The sequence below is a fragment of the Methylobacterium sp. EM32 genome, assembly GCF_040593685.1.
Classification (GTDB): domain Bacteria; phylum Pseudomonadota; class Alphaproteobacteria; order Rhizobiales; family Beijerinckiaceae; genus Methylobacterium.
On record NZ_JBEXZS010000052.1, the window covers coordinates 52,853 to 72,292 of the forward strand.

Genomic DNA, 19,440 nt, shown 5'->3' on the forward strand with positions numbered 1-19,440 from the left:
TCAGGGCGTCCTGGCGAAGGCCGTCGTCACGGGTCTCGCGGTCGCCGGCAGGGGCGGCGACGGTGTCGCGCATCCGGTGCAGGGCCGGTGCGGCGAGCCTCTGGGCGGCGTCGCGGGCGCGCCGGGCGGCGCCGGTGCCCGGAAGGCGGGAAGCGAAGGATGTCACGGGGTGGCTGGGCTCCGTTCGACGGCGCGCGGCAACGGGCCCGGATCGGGGCAGGCGGCGCAGCGGATGCGAGTGAGACGAGTTCCACTTGATCCGTTCAGATAAAGATCAAAGGCGGGATCCCCTCTCCCGTTTGGGAGAGGGGAGATACGCTTTATCTTTATTTGATCGGATCCCACGGAAATCGCACGAGACGCGAGGAGCCCCGCCCGCCGGCCGGCGGGCGGGGCGTCACGATCCTCAGACGAGGTAGTCGTGGAAGGTGAAGTGCTTGGCGCCGTTGGTCGCCAGCGTCAGGTGGGCGCCCGAGACGTCCTGGTCGTGGTAGGTGGCGCTGTCGACGAAGAGGTTGCGGTCCTTCGCGTCGGTCCCGCCCCAGGCGTCGTTGAGGAACTTGACCGCCACGTCGTGGTCGCCCTGGCCCCAGTCGCCGCGCACCGAGATCAGGTCGGACTGGCCGGCGCTGTGCAGGGACTTCGCGGTCTGCACGCCGCCGATCTGCTTGCCGTCCACCGAGATGGTGTACTGCGCGTTGCCGTTATAGGCGTCCTGGCTGATCTTGAGCAGCAGCTGGTCGGAGCCGCTGCCGAGGGTGACGCTCGGCTGCGCGGTGCTGCCGGTCGACGGGGTGGCGACGGGCGTCGTCACGGGCGTGGTGGACGGCGTCGTGACCGGCGCGGTGGTGACCGGGGTTGTCGTGACAGGCGTGCTCGGCACGCTGTGGTCGCCGCCGCCCGCCGGGGTCGCGGCGGTGTTGTTCGTCACCAGCTCGATATGCGAGCGGATGGCGGCCATGTCCTTGAACAGGTTGTCGACCTGGGTCTGGCTCACGCCCTTCTCGAGGTAGGCGAGCTGCAGGGTGTTCGGGCCGGCGGTGTCGGTGACGTAGCCGCCGTAGTTCTGGTAGGCCTTGGCCAGCGCCATGCCCTCGGCGGTCGTGATGCCGATCTTGGTCAGGTCGACGTCATTCGGGATCGCGAACAGCGAGCCGAGCGGGATCGAGCCCGAGTAGCTGCCGCTGAAGCTGTCGGCGGAGGTCGCCGGCCAGACGTAGGGGGTCTTGGCGGAGCCGGCCTGGGTGGTCGAGATCGCCATCGCCACGGCGTGGTCGATGTGGCCCGCGTCGAGGTCCGCCTTCTGCACCACGCCGCCCATCAGCGACATGCCGGCGGCGCGGATGCCCTCGTGCGCGCCGGGCACGTCGGCGATGCCGTCACCCGTCACGGTGTTCTCGACGACGTAGTTGGCGTGGTAGGCGTTGCTGCCGGTCTTCGAGCCGAGCCAGGTCTCGATGTAGTGCTGGCCGTCCTCCGAGACGATGATCGCCCAGCCGTCGCCGGTCTTGAACTGCACGTCGGTCGGCGTCCGCATCTGGAACGTGCCGTTCATCGACGAGGTGTTGCCGAAGGTCCAGTCGGCGTTGGTGCCGCGGCTGTCGTAGCTCCAGGTCGCCATCGGATCGGTCGACTTGGCCTGGTAGATCGGAATCGCGTCCTGGCCGATCCAGGTGTTCACCCCAGCCTGGTGCTGGATGGAGGCGGTCTGCGCTCCGGATGCAGACTGGAACTGGGCGTTCGACCCAATCGGGGTGTTCCAAATGCTGCTCGGCGCAAAAGGCTGCGCGACCGTTTGAAAAGCCATGTATCACTTCCAGATCTGTGGAACGGGTGCCGGGCCGCAGGACGCGGCGGCAGGGATGCGTCATCGTGAGAAGATCAGCGCCCGTCAGGGGCTCGATCCGATGTGCGAGGCGGACAATAAGTAGCAACGTTTCCCTGTCAAGCCTGTGTTAATAAATGTAGTCTTGTCGATACTTCATCAAATAATTCGATCCCGATTCAGGACGGGGTGGCGATTCGCCGATTCTCGTCGGCGACATTTTCGCAGTGAATTGGGATCCATGCGGCACCCGGAGGTCGCGGCGGCAAGAGATCGGCGGCGACAACTCTCGGCACCATGATGCAGCGCAGCAACGTAGCCGTATTAAGTGCAGGCGGATTGGTTCGTACAGCTGTCGGACGATCCGTATCTGACGCCGTACATAAGATGAATGATCGTCCTGAAATGGGACATGGCTTGGCGGCCGGCGACGAGAGCGGATGTTGAAGACCGCGAAGCTGCCCGTCGATTGTGCGGCGCCCGTAACACCCGCAGATCAGGCCGGACTCGCCCGCAATCGGAGCGAGTGCGGCATCTTGCAGAGGCAAGATCATCCGCAAAACGATACCTGTTACGACTTGCGACAACCGCCCTATCCTTAACGGCCAGCAGATCTGTCCCGGTCCGGTTTACCGGCGACACAAGCATCGCACGGATCAATCGTGAAGCACCCTCGAAAGGCGTAGGCGACAGTTGTCGTCGGCACCGAAAGGCTGTGTGCGCAGCCGGCCTATGGCTCCTTCCACAATCCAGGCCAGGGTGTGACAGTGCCGTTCAACGCGAATCTTTCTTGTCGAAAGCAGACGCCATGCTCTATTCCGACGAGACGACCGTCGATCCGGTCCTCAATCCCGTCCAGACCGGCGATAATGCCTCGTCTCCGGCCTCGTCCTCGACTTCCGGAGTCGAGGATCCGGCCTCTGCGAGCAAGGTCGCCACCCTGCTCAGCGCGAGCCCGGTCGGATCGAGCGGCGCACCCGATCCGGCGGCGGCCCAGATCCTCCAGAATCCTGCGGCGACGTCCGCCCCGTCGGCGGCCTCGAACGCGATCTTCTGCTGCGGGACCTGCGGCTACGTGAACTGCCCGTCGCGGATTCTCGACCTGCCGTCGAGCACCATCCTGTCGGCGAGCGGGCAATTGCCCGGCTACGGCAGCAGCGCGCCGCTGGGCGCCGTCACCACCCTGCCCGGCGGGGCCGAGACCGCCACGACCGGCCCGAGCAAGCCCCAGATCGCCAAGCTGAGCGGCCCGATCACGACGGCCGTCGCGCCGTCGAAGTCCGGCACGAACACCCTGACCGCCAATTCCCTGGCCGCCAGCTCGCTCAGCACCACCGCGACGGCCTCGACCACCAACAAGATCGTCCTGGAGAACCAGAAGGTCGGCAACCCGGTCAGCGAGTGGGGCATCGACGGTTCGGGCGACGACAACATCGAGGGCTTCGCCACCGACATCAGCACGAATATAGGCAAGACCGTCAACTTCAAGATCAATACGAACTCGAACAACTACCGGATCGACATCTACCGGCTCGGCTATTACGGGGGCTTGGGCGCGCGCAAGATCGATACGATCCAGCATACCGGGGTGCAGAACCAGCCGAACCCCTTGCGCGACGCCGCGACCGGGATGGTCGATGCCGGCAACTGGTCGATCTCGGCCTCGTGGAACGTCCCGACGGATGCGGTCTCGGGCGTCTACATCGCCAAGCTGACGCGCCAGGACGGCGTGGCGGGCGAGAACGAGATCCCGTTCATCGTCCGGGACGATTCGAGCCACAGCGACATCATCTTCCAGACCGCCGACCAGACCTGGCAGGCCTACAACCCGTGGGGCGGGGCCAACTTCTACGGCGGCAACGGCCCGGCCACCGGCCAGGGGGCGGGGCGCGCCTACGCGGTGAGCTACAACCGGCCGATCACCACCCGCGGCGGTACCCTCGCGGCCGGACCCCAGGACTACATCTACGGCGCCGAGTTCCCGGCGATCATGTGGCTGGAGCAGAACGGCTACGACGTCTCGTACATGTCGGGCGTCGATGCCGACCGGTACGGCAGCCTGCTCAAGAACCACAAGATGTACCTCGATGTCGGCCACGACGAGTACTGGTCTGGCGCGCAGCGCGACAACGTCGAGGCGGCGCGCGACGCCGGCGTCAACCTGGCGTTCTGGAGCGGCAACGAGGTCTACTGGCGCACGCGATTCGCCAATAGCATGAGCAGCGACGCCACGCCGTACCGCACGCTGGTCTCGTACAAGGAGACCTGGAGCACCAACCAGAACCTCGATCCGACCAACCAGTGGACCGGCACGTTCCGCGATCCTCGCGGACCGGCCGGGACGGTCGGCAACAACGATCCCGAGAATGCTCTCACGGGCACGATTTTCCAGGTCGATTCCTACCGGCTCGACACGATCATGGTGCCCTATGACGATGCCAACCAGCGCTTCTGGCGCAATACCAGCATCGCCAACCTGCAGCCGGGCCAGACTGCGACGCTCAACAAGAACTATCTCGGCTACGAGTGGGACGAGGCGCCCGACAACGCCTCGGCGCCGGCCGGTCTGGTGCGGCTGTCCTCGACCACCCTCGACGCGCCGACCTATCTCCAGGATTACGGCAACACCACCGGCCAGGGCACGGCGACCCACAGCCTGACGCTCTACCGCGCCCCGAGCGGCGCCCTCGTCTTCGGCGCCGGCACCGTCTACTGGTCGTGGGGCCTGTCGGCCAACCACGACAACGAGGCGACGCCGACCGATCCGCGCATCCAGCAGGCGATGGTCAACCTGCTCGCCGACATGGGCGTGCAGCCGGGAACCCTCGACCCGAACCTGAAGCCCGCCACCGCCTCGACGGACCACACCGCGCCGACCTCGACCGTGACCACGCCGACGACGGGATCGAGCGTCACGGCCTTCACCCCGGTCACCATCACCGGCACCGCCGTGGATGCCGGCGGCGGCGTGGTCGCGGGGGTCGAGGTCTCGACCGACAACGGCGCCACCTGGCGCGCGGCGACGGGTGACGAGAACTGGAGCTACACCTTCGCGCCGCAGGTCGCCGGGACCTACCAGATCCGAACCCGGGCGACCGACGACAGCATCAACCTGGAAACCCCGTCGGCCGGGCGCAGCCTGACGGTGGCGTCGTCCCCCTCCCTCACCATCTTCCCCGGCTCGGCCAAGCCCACGGTCACCAACACCGTCGACAGCACGCCGGTCGAGCTGGGCGTGAAGTTCCAGAGCTCCACCGCCGGCACGATCAGCGGCCTCCGCTTCTACAAGAGCACCCTCGATCGCGGGACCCATGTCGGCACGCTGTGGTCGAGCACCGGCCAGAAGCTCGCCACTGTGACCTTCGCCAACGAGACCACGGACGGCTGGCAGACCGCCACCTTCTCGAACCCGGTCCCCATCACCGCCGGCACGTCCTACACCGCCTCGTACTACTCGACGCTCGGGCATTATTCGAGCGACGTGAACTACTTCAACAGCAACGTGACGAGCGGCCCGCTCACCGCCAGCGGCGGCGTCTATGCCTACAACCAGAGCCAGTTCCCGACCCAGAGCTTCAACAACACCAATTTCTGGGTCGACGTGCTGTTCAACGCCGGCGGCACGACGACGAACCAGCCCCCCACCGCCGTCAGCGATTCCGGCCTGTCGGTGACGAAAGACACCGCCACGACCTTCGCGACCTCGACGTTGCTCGCCAACGACACCGACCCGAACGGCGATCCGCTGACGGTGACCGGCGTCAGCGGGGCCACCAACGGCACCGTCGCGCTCAACATCCAGAACGCCACCGTCACCTTCACGCCGACCGCCGGCTACACGGGCCCGGGCGGCTTCACCTACACGATCTCGGACGGGCGCGGCGGCACGTCGTCGGCCAACGTGGCGCTGACGGTCTCGGCGCCGGGCACCGCCCCGGTCAGCCTGTTCTCGTCCTCGGCGACGCCGGCGGTCGCCAACGAGAGCGATACCGGCGCGGTCGAGCTCGGGGTGAAGTTCCAGGCCTCCTCGGCCGGCACGGTCAGCGCGATCAAGTTCTACAAGGGCAGCCAGAACACCGGGACGCATACCGGCACCCTGTGGTCGAGCACCGGCCAGGTTCTCGCCACCGCGACCTTCACCAACGAGTCTGCCAGCGGCTGGCAGACCGCCACCTTCTCGAACCCGGTCGCGCTGACGGCGGGCGCCACCTACACCGCCTCTTACCACACCAATACCGGGCATTACTCCACGACGACGAACGGCTTCGCCAATGCGGTGACGAACGGGCCGCTCACCGCGCCGGCCTCCGGCAACGGCGTCTACGCCTACGGCACCTCCAGCCTGTTCCCGACCAACACCTACCAGAACACCAATTACTGGGTCGACGTCGTCTTCAACCCGAGCGGCACCGCCGCCAACCAGGGACCGACGGCGGTCAACGACACGGGACCTGCGGTGACGAAGGATACCGCCGTCACCTTCTCGACCTCGACGCTGCTCGCCAACGACACCGACCCGAACGGCGATCCGCTGAGCGTGACGGGCGTCAGCGGGGCCACCAACGGCACCGTCGCGCTCAACGCCGCCAACTCCACCATCACCTTCACGCCGACGACCGGCTACACGGGCGCCGCCGGCTTCACCTACGCGATCTCGGACGGGCGCGGCGGCACCTCGTCGGCGAGCGTCGCCCTGACCGTCTCGGCGCCCGGCACCGCCCCGGTCAGCCTGTTCTCGTCCTCGGCGACCCCGGCAGCGACCAACACCAACGACACCAGCCCGGTCGAGTTGGGCGTGAAGTTCCAGGCCTCCTCGGCCGGCACGGTCAGCGCGGTCAAGTTCTACAAGGGCACGCAGGATACCGGCACCCATACCGGCACCCTGTGGTCGAGCACCGGCCAGGTGCTCGCGACCGCGACCTTCACCAACGAGTCTGCCAGCGGCTGGCAGACCGCCACCTTCTCGAACCCGGTGACGCTGACGCCCGGCGCGACCTACACCGCCTCCTACCACACCAATGCCGGCCGCTACTCGACCACCGCCAACGGCTTCTCGAGCGCGGTGACGAACGGGCCGCTCACCGCGCCCTCCGCCGGCAACGGCGTCTACGCCTACGGCAGCTCCAGCCTGTTCCCGACCAACACCTACCAGAATACCAATTACTGGGTCGACGTCGTCTTCAACCCGAACAGCAACGCCACCAACCAGGGACCGACGGCGGTCAACGACACCGGCCCGGCGGTGACGAGGAACACCGCCGTCACCTTCTCGACCTCGACCCTGCTCGCCAACGACACCGACCCGAACGGCGATCCGCTGACGGTGACCGGCGTCAGCGGGGCCACCAACGGCACCGTCGCGCTCAACACCACCAACTCCACCATCACCTTCACGCCGACCGCCAACTACACCGGCGCCGCCGGCTTCACCTACGCGATCTCGGACGGGCGCGGCGGCACCTCGTCGGCGAGCGTCGCCCTGACGGTGCTGGCCCCCAGCACCGGCGCGGTCAGCCTGTTCTCCTCGTCGGCGACGCCGGCGGCGACCAACACCAACGACCTCAATCCGGTCGAGCTCGGCGTGCAGTTCCAAGCCTCGTCTGCAGGCTCGGTCAGCGCGGTCAAGTTCTACAAGGGCACGCAGGATACCGGCACCCATACCGGCACCCTGTGGTCGAGCACCGGCCAGAAGCTCGCGACGGCCACCTTCACCAACGAGTCTGCCAGCGGCTGGCAGACCGCCACCTTCTCGAACCCCGTCGCGCTCACGCCCGGCGCCACCTACACGGCGTCCTACCACACCAATACCGGCCGCTACTCGCAGACCGCCAACGGCTTCGCCAACGCGGTGACGAGCGGCCCGCTGACGGCGCCGTCGGCCGGCAACGGCGTCTACGCCTATGGCAGCTCCAGCCTGTTCCCGACCAACACCTACAACAAGACGAACTACTGGGTGGACGTCGTCTTCAACCCGTCGGCGGCGGCGTGAGCCGGCGCAACGACACCATGACAGCGCTCATCCCACCCGCACCCTCATCCTGAGGTGCTGCTGCTTGCAGCAGCCTCGAAGGAGGCCTCCAGAAACGGCCGGGACTTCTGGAACCCTCCTTCGAGGTCAGTCGATCGTCGATCGACTGACACCTCAGGATGAGGTTGAGGATGGGACAGATTGATAAAAAACGTCAACGCAACCTGAATATCGTGCGGGGAGAACCATCATGATCACCGAAACCTACACCGACGGCATCAGCGAGATCACCGTGACCGGCTCGATCGTCCGGGTCGACCTGATGAGCCTGTCGCCGTCCGAGCGCGACGCCAACGGCAACCCGGTGCCGGTTCTGCGCCAGCGCCTGATCCTGCCGGCCGATGCCTTCGCCAACGCCGCCGACCTGATGCAGCAGGTCAAGAACAGCCTGATCGAGTCCGGCGTCATCCATCCGGGCCAGCCCCAGAGGGAGGCGGTGCCCTTCGCCGGCGCCCGCCCGGGCCGCAATACCTCGCCGAACTTCTCCTGATCTCCTGACCTCCAAGATATTCGGGCGCCGCCGTGGATACCGGACTGCACTGCCTCGTCGCCGTCGCGCGCCACCACGGCGTCGACCTCGATACCGAACGCCTCGCTCACGCCTACGCGGTGGGGGACGAGGCGGTCTCGACCCCGCGCCTGACCCGGATGGCGCGGGAGGTCGGCCTCCGGGCCGGCCGCACCCGCCTGTCCTTCCGGAACCTCACCGATCTCGGCGGCGCCTTCCCGGCCCTGGCGCATCTGAGGAACGGCAACTGGGTCGTCGTCACCGGCACCGACCGGAACGCCGAGACGCCGCGCCTGATCGTGTTCGACCCGAAGGCTGACCGGCTCGAACCGTTCCTCCTCGACGAGGCCGCCTTCTGCGCCGCCTGGGGCGGCGAGGTGCTGCTGATGCGCCCCAAGGCCCGGCGGCGCACGCCCGACGGGCGGCGGCCATTCGGGCTCCTGTGGTTCGTGCCCGAGATCCTGCGCCAGCGCCGGCTCTTCTCCGACGTGATCGTGGCGGCGCTCGCGCTCTACGCCGTCGGCCTCGCGGTGCCGCTGTTCTCGCAGCTCGTCATCGACCGGGTGCTGACCCACGAATCCTACGCGACCCTCACGGTGCTCGCCGGCGGCGTGGTGCTGGCGCTGGTCTTCGAAGCCTGCTTCACATTCTTGAGGCGCTACCTGCTGCTCTACGCCTCGAACCGCATCGACATCCGGGTCGCGGTGAAGACCTTCGCCCATCTCCTCGGCCTGCCGCTCGCTCATTTCGAGCAGGTGCCGGCGGGCATCCTGGTCAAGCACATGCAGCAGGCCTCCCGGGTGCGGGAGTTCCTGACCGGGCGGCTCCTCACCACGGCGCTCGATGCCTGCTCGCTCCTCGTCTTCGTGCCGGTGCTGCTGCTCTACAGCCCGAAGCTGACCCTGGTGGTGCTGGGCTTCACCGGCCTCGTCGCGCTCACCATCGCAGGCCTGATCGGGCCGTTCCGGCGCCGGCTCCAGGCGCTCTACGACGCGGAGGGCGAGCGCCAGGCGCTGCTGGTCGAATCGGTCCAGGGCATGCGCACCATCAAGTCCCTGGCGATGGAGCCGCTCCAGGGCCGCCAGTGGGAGGATGCCTCGGCGCAGGCCGTGCAGATGCGCTACGGCGTCGAGCGGATCTCGGCCATCGCCCAGGCCGTGACGGGGCTGCTCGAAAAGCTCACCTCGGTGGCGATCATCGGGCTCGGCGCGCTCGACGTGTTCGACCGCTCGATGACGGTCGGCGCGCTCGTCGCCTTCAACATGCTGGCCGGCCGGGTCTCGGGGCCGCTCGTGCAGATGCTCACCATGGCGCACGAGTACCAGGAGGTCGCGCTCTCGGTGCGGATGCTCGGCGAGGTGATGAACCGGGCCCCCGAGGCCGAAGGGCCGTCGCGCGGCCTGTGCCCGCCGGTGCGCGGCGAGATCACCTTCGAGGACGTGCGCTTCGCCTACGGGCCGGACCGGCCGCCGGCCCTCGACGCGGTGTCCTTCACGCTCGAGGCCGGCAGCATCGTCGGGGTGGTGGGGCGCAGCGGCTCGGGCAAGACCACCATCACCCGGCTGATCCAGCGCCTCTATCCGGTCCAGCAGGGGCTGGTGCGCCTCGACGGGCACGACATCCGCGAGATCGACCTCGCGCACCTGCGCCGCCAGGTCGGCGTGGTGCTCCAGGACAGCTTCCTGTTCCGCGGCACGGTGCGGGAGAACATCGCGGCGGCCAAGCCCTCGGCGAGCTTCGAGGAGATCGCCGAGGCCGCCCGCGCCGCCGGCGCCGACGAGTTCATCGAGCGCCTGCCGCGGGGCTTCGAGACGATGCTAGAGGAGAACGCCTCGAACCTCTCGGGCGGCCAGCGCCAGCGGCTCGCCATCGCCCGCGCCCTCGTCACCGATCCGCGGCTCCTGATCCTCGACGAGGCGACGAGCGCGCTCGATCCCGACAGCGAGGCGATCATCCGGCGCAACCTGCGCCGGATCGCCCGGGGCCGCACGGTGCTGATCGTCTCGCACCGCCTCGCCACCCTGGTCGATGCCAACGCGATCCTGGTGATCGACGGCGGCCGCCTCGTCGCGACCGGGCGCCACGACCAGTTGCTCACCTCCTGCACGACCTACCGCCACCTGTGGAACCAGCAGACGAGGCAGGCCGCATGAGCGCCCCCCAGCCCCAAGCCGGCTCCGGCGACGACGCGGCCCGGCCGCCCCTCGCCTCGGTGCCAGCCTCGGACCCGGCTCCCGCCAAATCCCCTCCCCGCGGCGAGGTGGTGATCCTGCCCTCCCGGCGCCGGCCGGCCGTGGTCTCGGAGTTCCAGCCCGACGCTCTCGCCGTGGAGGAGCGGGCGCCGCCCCGCATCGCCCGGGCGACGCTCTATGCGGTCGCCGCGCTCCTCGCGACCGGCGTCGCCTGGTCGTGCCTGTCGGAGATCGACGAGATCGCCAGCAGCCGGGGCCGGCTCGTCACCACGGTGCCGAACATCGTCGTCCAGCCGCTGGAGACCGCGGCGATCCGTTCGATCGCCGTCACGGTCGGCCAGTCGGTCAAGGCCGGCGAGACGCTGGCGGTGCTCGATCCGACCTTCAGCGAGGCCGACGTGCAGCAGCTCACCGCCCGGCTCGCCGCGGCGGAGGCCCTGGTGCGGCGGCTCGAGGCCGAAGATGCGGACCGGGACGCCGCCTTCGACCTGAAGCGTCCCGAGCAGGCACTGGAGGCCCGCCTCGCCAAGCAGCGCCGGGCGCTCCGCGACAGCCGCCTGCGCGGCCTCGACGAGGAGCTGGCCCGGGCCGAATCGAGCCTCGCCCGCAACCGCCGCGAGGAGACGGTGCTGCTCGCCCGCCTCGACGGCCTGCGCGAGATCGAGGGGATGCGCACGACGCTCCTGGAGCAGCAGATCGGCTCGAAGCTCAACCTGCTCCAGACCCGCGACGCCCGCCTCGACGTCGAGGCCTCGCTGGTGCGCACCCGCGGCGCGCAGACGGAAGCCCGCCACGATCTCGCCAAGGCGACGGCCCAGCGCCAGGCCTTCCTCGACGAGACCGGCCGCACCGTGCTCGAAGCCCTGGCGGAGGCGCGCGAGAAGCGGACGGTCGCGGCCGAGGAGCTGCGCAAGGCGACCCTGCGCCGCGAGCTCGTGACCCTGACGGCGCCCGCCGACGGCACCGTGCTCGACATCGCCCAGCGCGGCGCCGGCTCGGTGGCCAAGCAGGCCGAGGCGCTGTTCACGCTGGTGCCGGCGGGCAGCCCGCTCGAGGCCGAGGTGATGATCCATCCCCGCGACATCGGCCACGTCGCGGCGGGCCAGCCGGCGCGCATCAAGCTCGACGCCTTCCCGTTCCAGAAGCACGGCACGGTCTCGGGCCATGTCCGCACGGTGAGCCGCGACGCCTTCCCCTCCGACGGGGAGGGCCGCGGCAATCCCGCCCCGGGCCAGCCGCCCTCCCTGTTCTACCGCGCCCGCATCAGCCTCGACGACACGGGCCTGCGCGCCCTGCCGGAGGGCGCCGGCCTGATCCCCGGCATGGCGGTGCAGGGCGAGGTCCGGGTCGGCCAGAAGCGGGTGATCGCGTACTTCCTGTACCCGCTGATGCAGGTGGCGGATGAGGGGATCCGGGAGCCGTGAGGAGCGGCCCGCGGCGTGCCGGGCGCTCCGCGGGCTTTGCTGACGGTACGGTAATCACATCCACTTCCAACCGACGTCTCACCGTAAGCCACTCCCCTTTCCCGGACGACTGAAGCGTCAGCGGAAGGAGATCCGGGATCCAGCGAAGGACGTGCCGCGAAGCGGCTCTGCATGCTGCGCCCTTGCGGACAAACAGACGCTTCGCGACTTTCTGTGCTGGATCCCGGATCTCCTTCCACTTCGTTTCAGTCGTCCGGGAAAGGGTGCAGCTTACGAAAGATCGCCTGCACTCCGGATCAGTCTTCCCCCGGCATGCACGACAAAGCCTCGCGGGCGAGATCCTCGTTGTCGATGATCGCGTCGCTCTGCGCCTCGGGATCGCACAGGCTCTCATACATGGCGTAGGCCGGGCGATAGCGCTTGGCGTAGAGATCCCGCGCCGCCGCCTCGCCGCCCAGCCGGTCCATATCCCGCCCGAGCCCCCGCACCTCCGCCGTCCCGCCCGAGGTCCGGATGAACAGCGTCGCGTCCCAGTAGTCGCGCAGTTCGGGACGCTGGAGGAAGGTGCCGTCCACGATCAGGATCGCGTCGTCCGCCGCGAGGCACGGCTCCTGCGCGACGGGCGCATCGGCATCGAGGTCAAAGGACGCCGTGCGGTAGCGCCGGTCACCCTTCGGCCCGAGCGGCGCGAGCAGCAGTGCCACGATGGCGGACAGGTCGCGGGCATCATGGTAGTAGCCCTCGGCGGAGTGGCGGCCCCTCGCGTAGCGCTCGGCCTGCGGGCGGTGGAAGCCGTCGACGGAGGTCCGGATCACCGCTCGTCCCCTCCCGGCGAGCGCGGCGGCGAGTTCGTCGGCAAACGTGGTCTTGCCTCAAGGCCGTGCGTCCGTCGACCGCGACCCGCACCGGATGACCGGGGCGCAGGCGGTCGATCCGCCCGGCGATCTCGCGCAGCAGCACCGTCCTGCTTCCGTCCGTCATGCTCGCGGTACCCAGGCCCGGCCTCTGATATTGGAATGCCGAGCGATCGCGGGTCCATGTCGGTGGCACGTCCCTCACCGTCCCACCCGCACCACCCGCGCCCGCAGCATCATCAGCACCGGCCGGATCGTCTCCCGCACGTGCCCGGCGACCGGGTGGTCGAGGAGCAGCATCGCGACGAGCCAGGCCCCCGCGCCGCCGAACCCGGCGAGCACCCCTTGCGGGATGGTCAGGGCGAAGCCCCGGCCGGAGAGCGCGATGACGGCGAGCGGCGGCAGGGCGGTCGCGACCGTGACGAGGGCGCTGATCCGCAGCGCGCCGGCGAGATCGGCGAGGCTGAACGGCACCCGGCGGCGGATGAAGTACAGGGCGATGCCAACCTGGAGCGGGACGGTGACGAATTGCGTCGCCGCCACAGCGAGCGGCCCGCCGGAGGCCGACGCGGCGATGATCGCGGCGCTCGGCGGCAGGCCGATCAGGCTCGCCGTCAGGGTGTCGCGCAAGCCGCCGCTCGCCAGCAGCACCGGATAGGTTAGCATCGCCGGGAAGGTCATCATCGAGGCGAGCGACAGCACCTGCACGATCGGCACGCTGGCGAGCCACTGCGCCCCGAGCAGCACCAGCACCACCGGCTGGGCGATGAGCGCGAGCAGCAGGGCCACCGGCCAGAGCACCACCGTGATGTTGCCGATCGAGGCGAGGTAGGTCGGCGCCAGCGCCCGGCCGTCGCGCCGGTCGGCGGCGAACATCGGCAGGATCACCGCGCCGAGGCTGCCGAGGATCATCTTGTCGGGCAGTTGGCTCACCACCTGCGCCCGGCCGTAGAGGCCGACGAGGTCTGGCCCGCCGAAGCGGCCCAGCAGGAAGATCGGCAGCAGGTCGTAGGCGCGGTTGAGGAGCGTCGTCACGCTGGAGAAGCCGCCGATCGCGAGCGCCGTGCGCCAGCCCTGGAGGCAGGGGCGGTAGATTCCCGGCTCGGGCCGGCCGGCGAGGCTCAGAGCCACCGTGGCGGCGGCGCTCGCGACCGTGGCCCAGGCAAAGCTCATCGCCCCGAAGCCGAGGAGGGCGAGAGCGATCAGCACCACGGCGTAGGTCAGGCAGGTGCCGACATTGACCCACATCAGCGAGGCGAACTGGAAATCGCGGCGCATCAGGGCCATCAGGGGGCCGGAGAACGGCACCAGCAGGAAGCTCGCGGACAGCACCCGCAGGTAGGAGGCGAGCAGCGGCTGGCCGTAGAGCTGCGCCCACAGCCCGGCCGAGGCGAACAGCGCCACGGCGAAGAACAGCGACAGGGCGAAGAGCACCGTGAAGGCGGTGCGCGCGCTCTGCTGCGAGGTCGTCGGCTCGTGGATGATGTAGTTGGTGGTGCCGAAATCGCGCATGCCGTCGATGACCTGCACCAGCGCCACCCCGAGCATCGACAGGCCGACCTCCTCCGGCGTGAGCAGGCGCGAGACCAGGGCGGTCTGGCACAACGTGATCGAGAGGACGAGGTAGCGCTCGCCCGAGACGAGCAGGACGGCGCGCTTGACGAGGCTCATCAAGAAACCCTTGGTGTTGAAATGTGGCGGTGCGAGCGGGTGGGCGGATCAGGGCGAGCCGGCGAGCGCCCCGGGCGCCGGCCAGGCCCGGCCCGCCCGCCAGATGCGGGCGAGCACCGCGAGGTAGCGGGCCGGATCGAGGCCCGGGACGCAGTCCCGCGCCAGCACGAACCGCGCCTCGGCCGGGCGGCCGAGATCGGCGAGCTTGCCGGCATGGTCGAGCATCAGCCGGTTGCGGCAGCGCCGGGCGGACGGGGCGAGCTCGGCCGGCACCGCGCCCTCGTCGAAGAGCCGCTTCAAGGTGGCGGCGAGCAGGGGCGGCGCTGGCACGCGCCGCGACGGCAGCGCCGCCCCCAGCACCACCGTCGGCCGGGCGACGTAGCGAAAGACGCCCTGCAGGGCGAGGCGGCCCCACAGGTCGAGCTCCGGCCCGCCGCCGCAGCAGGTCGGAAAAAGCCCGGCATCGATCGCCGCCGCCCGCTCGATCAGCGCGGCGCTCGCCCGCAGCGGGGCGGCGCCGATCCGGAGCGCGAAGTCGAACGGGTCGGAGACCCGGCCCGAGGGTACGCTCATCGGCAGGAGCGGCCGGCCGCCCTCCCCCAGGACCGGGTTGCCGAAGACCGCGACGGCGTCGCCGAACCGGGTCGCGGCGACGAGTTCGGCGAGGTGGTCCTCGCGCCAGGCATCGCCCGGATCGAGGAAGGCCACCCACTCGGCCCGGGCGGCGGCGACACCCCGGTTGCGGGCAGCGCAGCGGCCGGATTCATTGTCACGCAGCGCCCGCACCCGCGGATCGGCGGCGAGGGACGCGGCCTCGGCCGCCCCCTCCCCGATCGCCAGGACCTCGTAATCGCCGAAGGTCTGGGCGCGGATGGATGCCAGGGCCGGCTCCACGAAGAAGCCCGCCCGGAGCGGGAGCACGACCGAGACGCGGGGGCCGGACTTGCTGGTCGTTCCGGACTGGGGGGTCGTCATGGCGCTCACGCCCCCGTCCGGAGGGTGCGGGTGGGATTGCCCACCACGGTGGCGCCCGGCGGCACGTCGCGCAGGACCACCGCCCCGAGGCCGACCAGCGCCCGTTCGCCGACGACGACGCGCTGGCGCAGGGCGCTGCCCGCCCCGACGTAGCAGGACCGCCCGAGCCGCACGAAGCCACTGACGAGGCAGCCCGGCGCGAGCACCGCCCCGTCCTCGATCACCGTGTCGTGCCCGACGATCGCGCCGGGCCCGACGGCGACGTGCGCTCCGATCACGACGTTGCCGGCGACGCTGGCGCCGGCATGGATGCAGGTGCCCGGGCCGAGGACGGCCCGGGACGAGACCGCGGCGGCGGCATGGACCAGGGTGGCAAAGCGCGTCGGGTCGAGCCCGGTCCCGGCGACGATCCTCAGGCGCTCGCGGTGGCTGGCCTCGCTGCCGATGGCGTTGACGAAGCCCGCCTCGGGATCCTCGGCGAGACGCCGCGCCTCGGCGAGGCGCCCCAGCACCGGCAGCCCAGCGACGAGGGCGCCTTCGGGGCGCGCGTCGTCGAGGAAGCCGGCCACCCGCCAGGGGGCCGGCCCGAGGCCGGACCTGCTCTCGACGAGATCGAGGAGATCGAGGGCGTTACCGCCGGTGCCGAGGATGATCAGGGGGCGCTGCATGGCTGTGCCGAAGCTGGGCCGGGTCTTGCCGCGGCTCAGTGGAGGCTAGCCGGCCCTGTCCGCAGGGTAAGCATCGCAATCGTGTGCGCCGGGACCTCCGAAAGGCGTAAACCCGCCCGCTTTTCTGGGCGGGGACGCCGCCGAATTCCACCGCTCCCGCGCGGCAGGGCAGCCCCTAGGCTGCCCTCGACGATCGCGCGGCGCGGGAACGCCACTCCCGCGCGCGTGACAGTGCAATGGGAGCGTCGCCACCCATGACATCCGGCCACGTGAAATCCGTCTCGGTGAAATCCGGCCCCGTCCCGTCCGGCGCGATGACGGTCGCCTACCTGGTCAACACCGCTCCGGTGACGAGCTCCACCTTCATCCGGCGCGAGATGGCGGCGCTGGAGGCCCAGGGCGTGACGGTGCGGCGCTTCGCGCTGCGGCGCTGGCACCAGCCCCTCGTCGATCCCGACGACGTCGCCGATCAGGCGCGCACCCACTACATCCTCAGCGGCAACCTGCGCGGGCTGACGCTGGCCGCCCTGCGCCAAGCGGTCACCGGCCCGGCGGCGTTCCTGCGGGGCGCCTGGCTCGCCGCGCGGCTCGGCCGCTCGGCCGGCGGGGCGGTGCGGCACGCGGCCTATTTCCTCGAAGCGGTGTACTTCCTGCACGCCTTGCGCCGCGAGGGCATCGCCCACACCCACGTGCATTTCTCGTCGAACGCCGCCGCGGTGGCGCTGATCGCCCGCACCATGGGCGGGCCGAGCTACAGCTTCACCGCCCACGGGCCCGACGAGTTCCTGACCGCCGCCGAGGACGGGCTGGCGCTCAAGCTCTCCGGCGCCGCCTTCGCGGTGGCGATCTCGGATTTCTGCCGCGGACAGCTCCTGCGCTTCGGCGGCGCACAGCACCGCGACCGGATCGCGGTGGCGCGCTGCGGCCTCGACCTCGGGGATTTCGTGCCCTCCGCGCAGCCGGCGGGGGAGAGCCGGACGCTGATCTGCGTCGGCCGGCTCTGCCCGCAGAAGGGACAGGTCTACCTGCCCGCAATCGTGGCTGCCCTGCGGGCGACCGAGGCGCCGTTCCGCCTGGTGCTGATCGGCGACGGCGAGAGCCGCCCGGCGATCGAGGCCGAGATCGCCCGCCACGGCGTCGGCGACCGGGTCGAGCTGCGCGGCTGGCAGAGCAGCGCCGAGGTGCGCGCGGCGATCGCCGAATCCCGCGCCCTGGTGCTGCCGAGCTTCGCCGAGGGGCTGCCGATCGTGCTCCTCGAGGCGCTGGCCCTGGAGCGGCCGGTGGTGACCACCACCGTCGCGGGCATCCCGGAGCTGGTCGACGACCAGTGCGGCCGCATCGTGCCCCCGGGCGACGCGACAGCCCTGACGCAGGCGTTGCGCGACATCCTGCGGGCCGACGACGCGACGCTCGCCGCGATGGGCCGGATCGGCCGCGCCCGCGTCGCCCGCCACCACGACCTCGCGACGCTGGCGACGACCCTGCGGGGGTTGTTCGCGGCGGCGATCGCCCGGGAGGGGGGTGCGCAGATGCGGGTGGAGCGGGTGGCGCTGAGGCGGGAGGCGGCGGAGACGTGAGGGGGTAGCAGGTCGGGCTTTATCCAATTTGGATCGACAGACCTGACACCCTCCATGTCATTCCGGGGCCGCGAAGCGGAGCCCGGAATCCAGAGCCGCAGATTGTTCAGGATAAGGCGGGGATCGTTCTGCTCTCTCCTGGAACACCTGCGTGTCTGGATTCCGGGCTCCGCTTCGCGGCCCCGGAATGACGCAGTGGGTGTCAGGTCTGTTGCGAGAAACCATCCTGTCTCACCGCACCCCCGACGCCTCCTCCGACAATCCCGGCACCGGCCGGACCGCGAAGGTCCACAGCCGGTGGCCGAGGAAGTTCCAGAACACCACCACCCCGGTCGCCAGCACCTGCGCGGCGAGGTAGGGCAAGCCCAGACCCCGGGTGAGCCCGGCCATGATCAGCCAGGTCAGCCCGAAGCCGATCGCCGCCACGATTGCGAAGCGCCAGGTCGCCTCGGCATGGGGCCGCGCGCTGGCATAGGTCAGGCGGCGGTTGAGCCCGTAGGAGACCACGGCGCCGGCGAGGTAGCCGGCGAGCGCCGCCCGCACCGGATCGGCGCGGCCGGTCTCGACCAGGGCGGCGAGCAGAGCGTAGTGGACGGCGAGCGCCGCGAGGCTCACCCCGACGTAAGACAGGAACTGCCGCGCCAGGGCCGCCAGCGCGGCGGTCTCCCACGAATTCGCTCTCGGTTCGCTCGCCACGACGCCATTCGACCCATACCGGACGGCCGATGCCGCCCCGCTTCTCCGTCTAGCGCCCGGCACTGAACCGAAGATGACCCGAAAGCGACGAACTCCGTTCATCCTTGCAGGCGAGCCGCCACCTTTCGGCTGAGCCAGCGCGGCATCAGCCGGGCGCCGATCACCGCCGCCCGGTTCGCCGCCCCTGGGATCACCACCGCCCGCCCGGCGAGGTGGCCGGCGACCGCCGCCTCGGCCACCGCCGCCGGCGCCATCACATTGCCGGTGAAGCGCTTGGTGCCGCCGACATCGGCTCTCTCCGAAAACTCCGTCGCGGTCGCGCCAGGACAGATGGCCGTGACGGTCACGCCGTACGGCCGCGCCTCCTCGTAGAGGGCTTCCGACAAGGACAGGAGGTAGGCCTTGCTGGCATAGTACGCCGCCATGTTGGGCCCGGGCAGGTTGGCGACCACGGAGGCCACGTTGAGGATGCCACCGGCACGCCGCGCGATCAGGCCGGGCAGCACCAGCCGGGTGAGGATCGTCGGCGCCGTGACGTTCACCGCCACCATCTCGGCCTGGTCCCGCGCCGGCAGCTCGCTGAGGCGGCCGCGCAGGCCGAAGCCGGCATTGTTGACGAGGGTGTGCAGGGTGATGCCCCGCGCCTCGACCGCGGCGACCAACGCCTCGGCGGCGCCGGGAACCGCCAGATCCGTCGGCATCGCCACGGCCGGCACGGGCAGCTCGGCGGCGAGCGCCTCCAGCCGCTCCACCCGCCGGGCGCTCAGCACCAGCGGTCGCCCCCGGGCCGCGAAAGCCCGGGCGATCTCCAATCCGATTCCGCTCGACGCGCCGGTGACCAGCGTCCAGCGCGCATCTCCCCTGGTGTTCACGTCGTCGGCCACGCCCTTCCCCTGATCTGTACGCCTATGCTAAGGGCGCCCAACGCAATCCCCGCCGCTCCCGCACGTTCCGCTCCCGCCTCGACGCCCGCCAGGGCCTCGGGGACGCCGGATCCGAGGAACGAGGCAGCGCGCGCCGCA

At 70.2% G+C, this 19,440-nt stretch carries 12 protein-coding genes; 5 read left to right on the top strand and 7 right to left on the bottom strand.

Annotation, left to right across the window (positions count from 1 at the left end):
- Positions 1-406 precede the first annotated feature (406 nt).
- Complete coding sequence (locus ABZT49_RS08215) at positions 407-1,681, bottom strand: carbohydrate-binding domain-containing protein (RefSeq protein ID WP_355285233.1); 1,275 nt, start codon at positions 1,679-1,681, stop codon at positions 407-409.
- A 952-nt stretch (positions 1,682-2,633) separates the two neighbouring features.
- On the opposite strand from ABZT49_RS08215, the gene ABZT49_RS08220 reads away from it, so the two are divergent.
- The 4 genes from ABZT49_RS08220 (at position 2,634) to ABZT49_RS08235 (ending at position 11,977) form a co-directional block, all read left to right on the top strand.
- Positions 2,634-7,814, top strand: a complete 5,181-nt coding sequence (locus tag ABZT49_RS08220) for a DUF4082 domain-containing protein (protein ID WP_355285235.1) — start codon at positions 2,634-2,636, stop codon at positions 7,812-7,814.
- Positions 7,815-8,043: 229 nt separating this feature from the next.
- On the top strand, positions 8,044-8,343 hold the full coding sequence (locus ABZT49_RS08225) for a hypothetical protein (protein ID WP_355285237.1): 300 nt from the start codon (positions 8,044-8,046) through the stop codon (positions 8,341-8,343).
- A gap of 32 nt (positions 8,344-8,375) precedes the next feature.
- Positions 8,376-10,514 carry a peptidase domain-containing ABC transporter gene (locus ABZT49_RS08230; RefSeq protein ID WP_355285238.1) on the top strand — a complete coding sequence of 713 codons (2,139 nt, stop codon included), beginning with the start codon at positions 8,376-8,378 and terminating at the stop codon, positions 10,512-10,514.
- Positions 10,511-11,977, top strand: a complete 1,467-nt coding sequence (locus ABZT49_RS08235; RefSeq protein WP_355285240.1) for an HlyD family type I secretion periplasmic adaptor subunit — start codon at positions 10,511-10,513, stop codon at positions 11,975-11,977. Before ABZT49_RS08230 ends, ABZT49_RS08235 begins: the two co-directional genes overlap by 4 nt.
- A 296-nt stretch (positions 11,978-12,273) precedes the next feature.
- Here the strand turns inward: ABZT49_RS08235 and ABZT49_RS08240 are convergent, their stop codons facing one another.
- The 4 genes from ABZT49_RS08240 to ABZT49_RS08255 form a co-directional block, all read right to left on the bottom strand.
- A complete protein-coding gene (locus ABZT49_RS08240) occupies positions 12,274-12,792 on the bottom strand; it encodes a uridylate kinase (protein ID WP_355285242.1) in 519 nt (172 codons plus the stop codon).
- 240 nt (positions 12,793-13,032) lie between these two features.
- Entirely contained in the window at positions 13,033-14,502 is a 1,470-nt protein-coding gene (locus tag ABZT49_RS08245) for an oligosaccharide flippase family protein (RefSeq protein WP_355285244.1), read from the bottom strand.
- Positions 14,503-14,550: 48 nt separating this feature from the next.
- A complete protein-coding gene (locus ABZT49_RS08250; RefSeq protein ID WP_355285270.1) occupies positions 14,551-15,477 on the bottom strand; it encodes a glycosyltransferase family 2 protein in 927 nt (308 codons plus the stop codon).
- Between the two features lie 5 nt (positions 15,478-15,482).
- On the bottom strand, positions 15,483-16,145 hold the full coding sequence (locus ABZT49_RS08255; protein WP_355285245.1) for a NeuD/PglB/VioB family sugar acetyltransferase: 663 nt from the start codon (positions 16,143-16,145) through the stop codon (positions 15,483-15,485).
- Positions 16,146-16,399: 254 nt separating this feature from the next.
- Here ABZT49_RS08255 and ABZT49_RS08260 point away from each other — a divergent pair, with 254 nt between their 5' ends.
- Positions 16,400-17,722 (top strand): glycosyltransferase family 4 protein, encoded by a 1,323-nt coding sequence (locus tag ABZT49_RS08260; RefSeq protein ID WP_355285247.1) that lies wholly within the window; start codon positions 16,400-16,402, stop codon positions 17,720-17,722.
- A 231-nt stretch (positions 17,723-17,953) separates the two neighbouring features.
- On the opposite strand, the gene ABZT49_RS08265 is transcribed toward ABZT49_RS08260, so the two are convergent.
- The gene (locus tag ABZT49_RS08265; RefSeq protein ID WP_355285248.1) at positions 17,954-18,418 is read right to left on the bottom strand and encodes a GtrA family protein; all 465 of its coding nucleotides are present in this window, start codon (positions 18,416-18,418) and stop codon (positions 17,954-17,956) included.
- Between the two features lie 98 nt (positions 18,419-18,516).
- Positions 18,517-19,302, bottom strand: a complete 786-nt coding sequence (locus ABZT49_RS08270; RefSeq protein ID WP_355285249.1) for an SDR family oxidoreductase — start codon at positions 19,300-19,302, stop codon at positions 18,517-18,519.
- Between the last annotated feature and the right edge of the window lie 138 nt (positions 19,303-19,440).

Excerpts from the sequence above, each read along its gene's own strand:
- ABZT49_RS08220 (WP_355285235.1), top strand. The coding sequence starts at position 2,634 with ATGCTCTATTCCGACGAGACGACCGTCGATCCGGTCCTCAATCCCGTC.
- ABZT49_RS08255 (WP_355285245.1), bottom strand. The coding sequence starts at position 16,145 with ATGCAGCGCCCCCTGATCATCCTCGGCACCGGCGGTAACGCCCTCGAT.
- ABZT49_RS08225 (WP_355285237.1), top strand. The coding sequence starts at position 8,044 with ATGATCACCGAAACCTACACCGACGGCATCAGCGAGATCACCGTGACC.
- ABZT49_RS08250 (WP_355285270.1), bottom strand. The coding sequence starts at position 15,477 with ATGACGACCCCCCAGTCCGGAACGACCAGCAAGTCCGGCCCCCGCGTC.
- ABZT49_RS08235 (WP_355285240.1), top strand. The coding sequence starts at position 10,511 with ATGAGCGCCCCCCAGCCCCAAGCCGGCTCCGGCGACGACGCGGCCCGG.
- ABZT49_RS08260 (WP_355285247.1), top strand. The coding sequence starts at position 16,400 with ATGACATCCGGCCACGTGAAATCCGTCTCGGTGAAATCCGGCCCCGTC.
- ABZT49_RS08245 (WP_355285244.1), bottom strand. The coding sequence starts at position 14,502 with ATGAGCCTCGTCAAGCGCGCCGTCCTGCTCGTCTCGGGCGAGCGCTAC.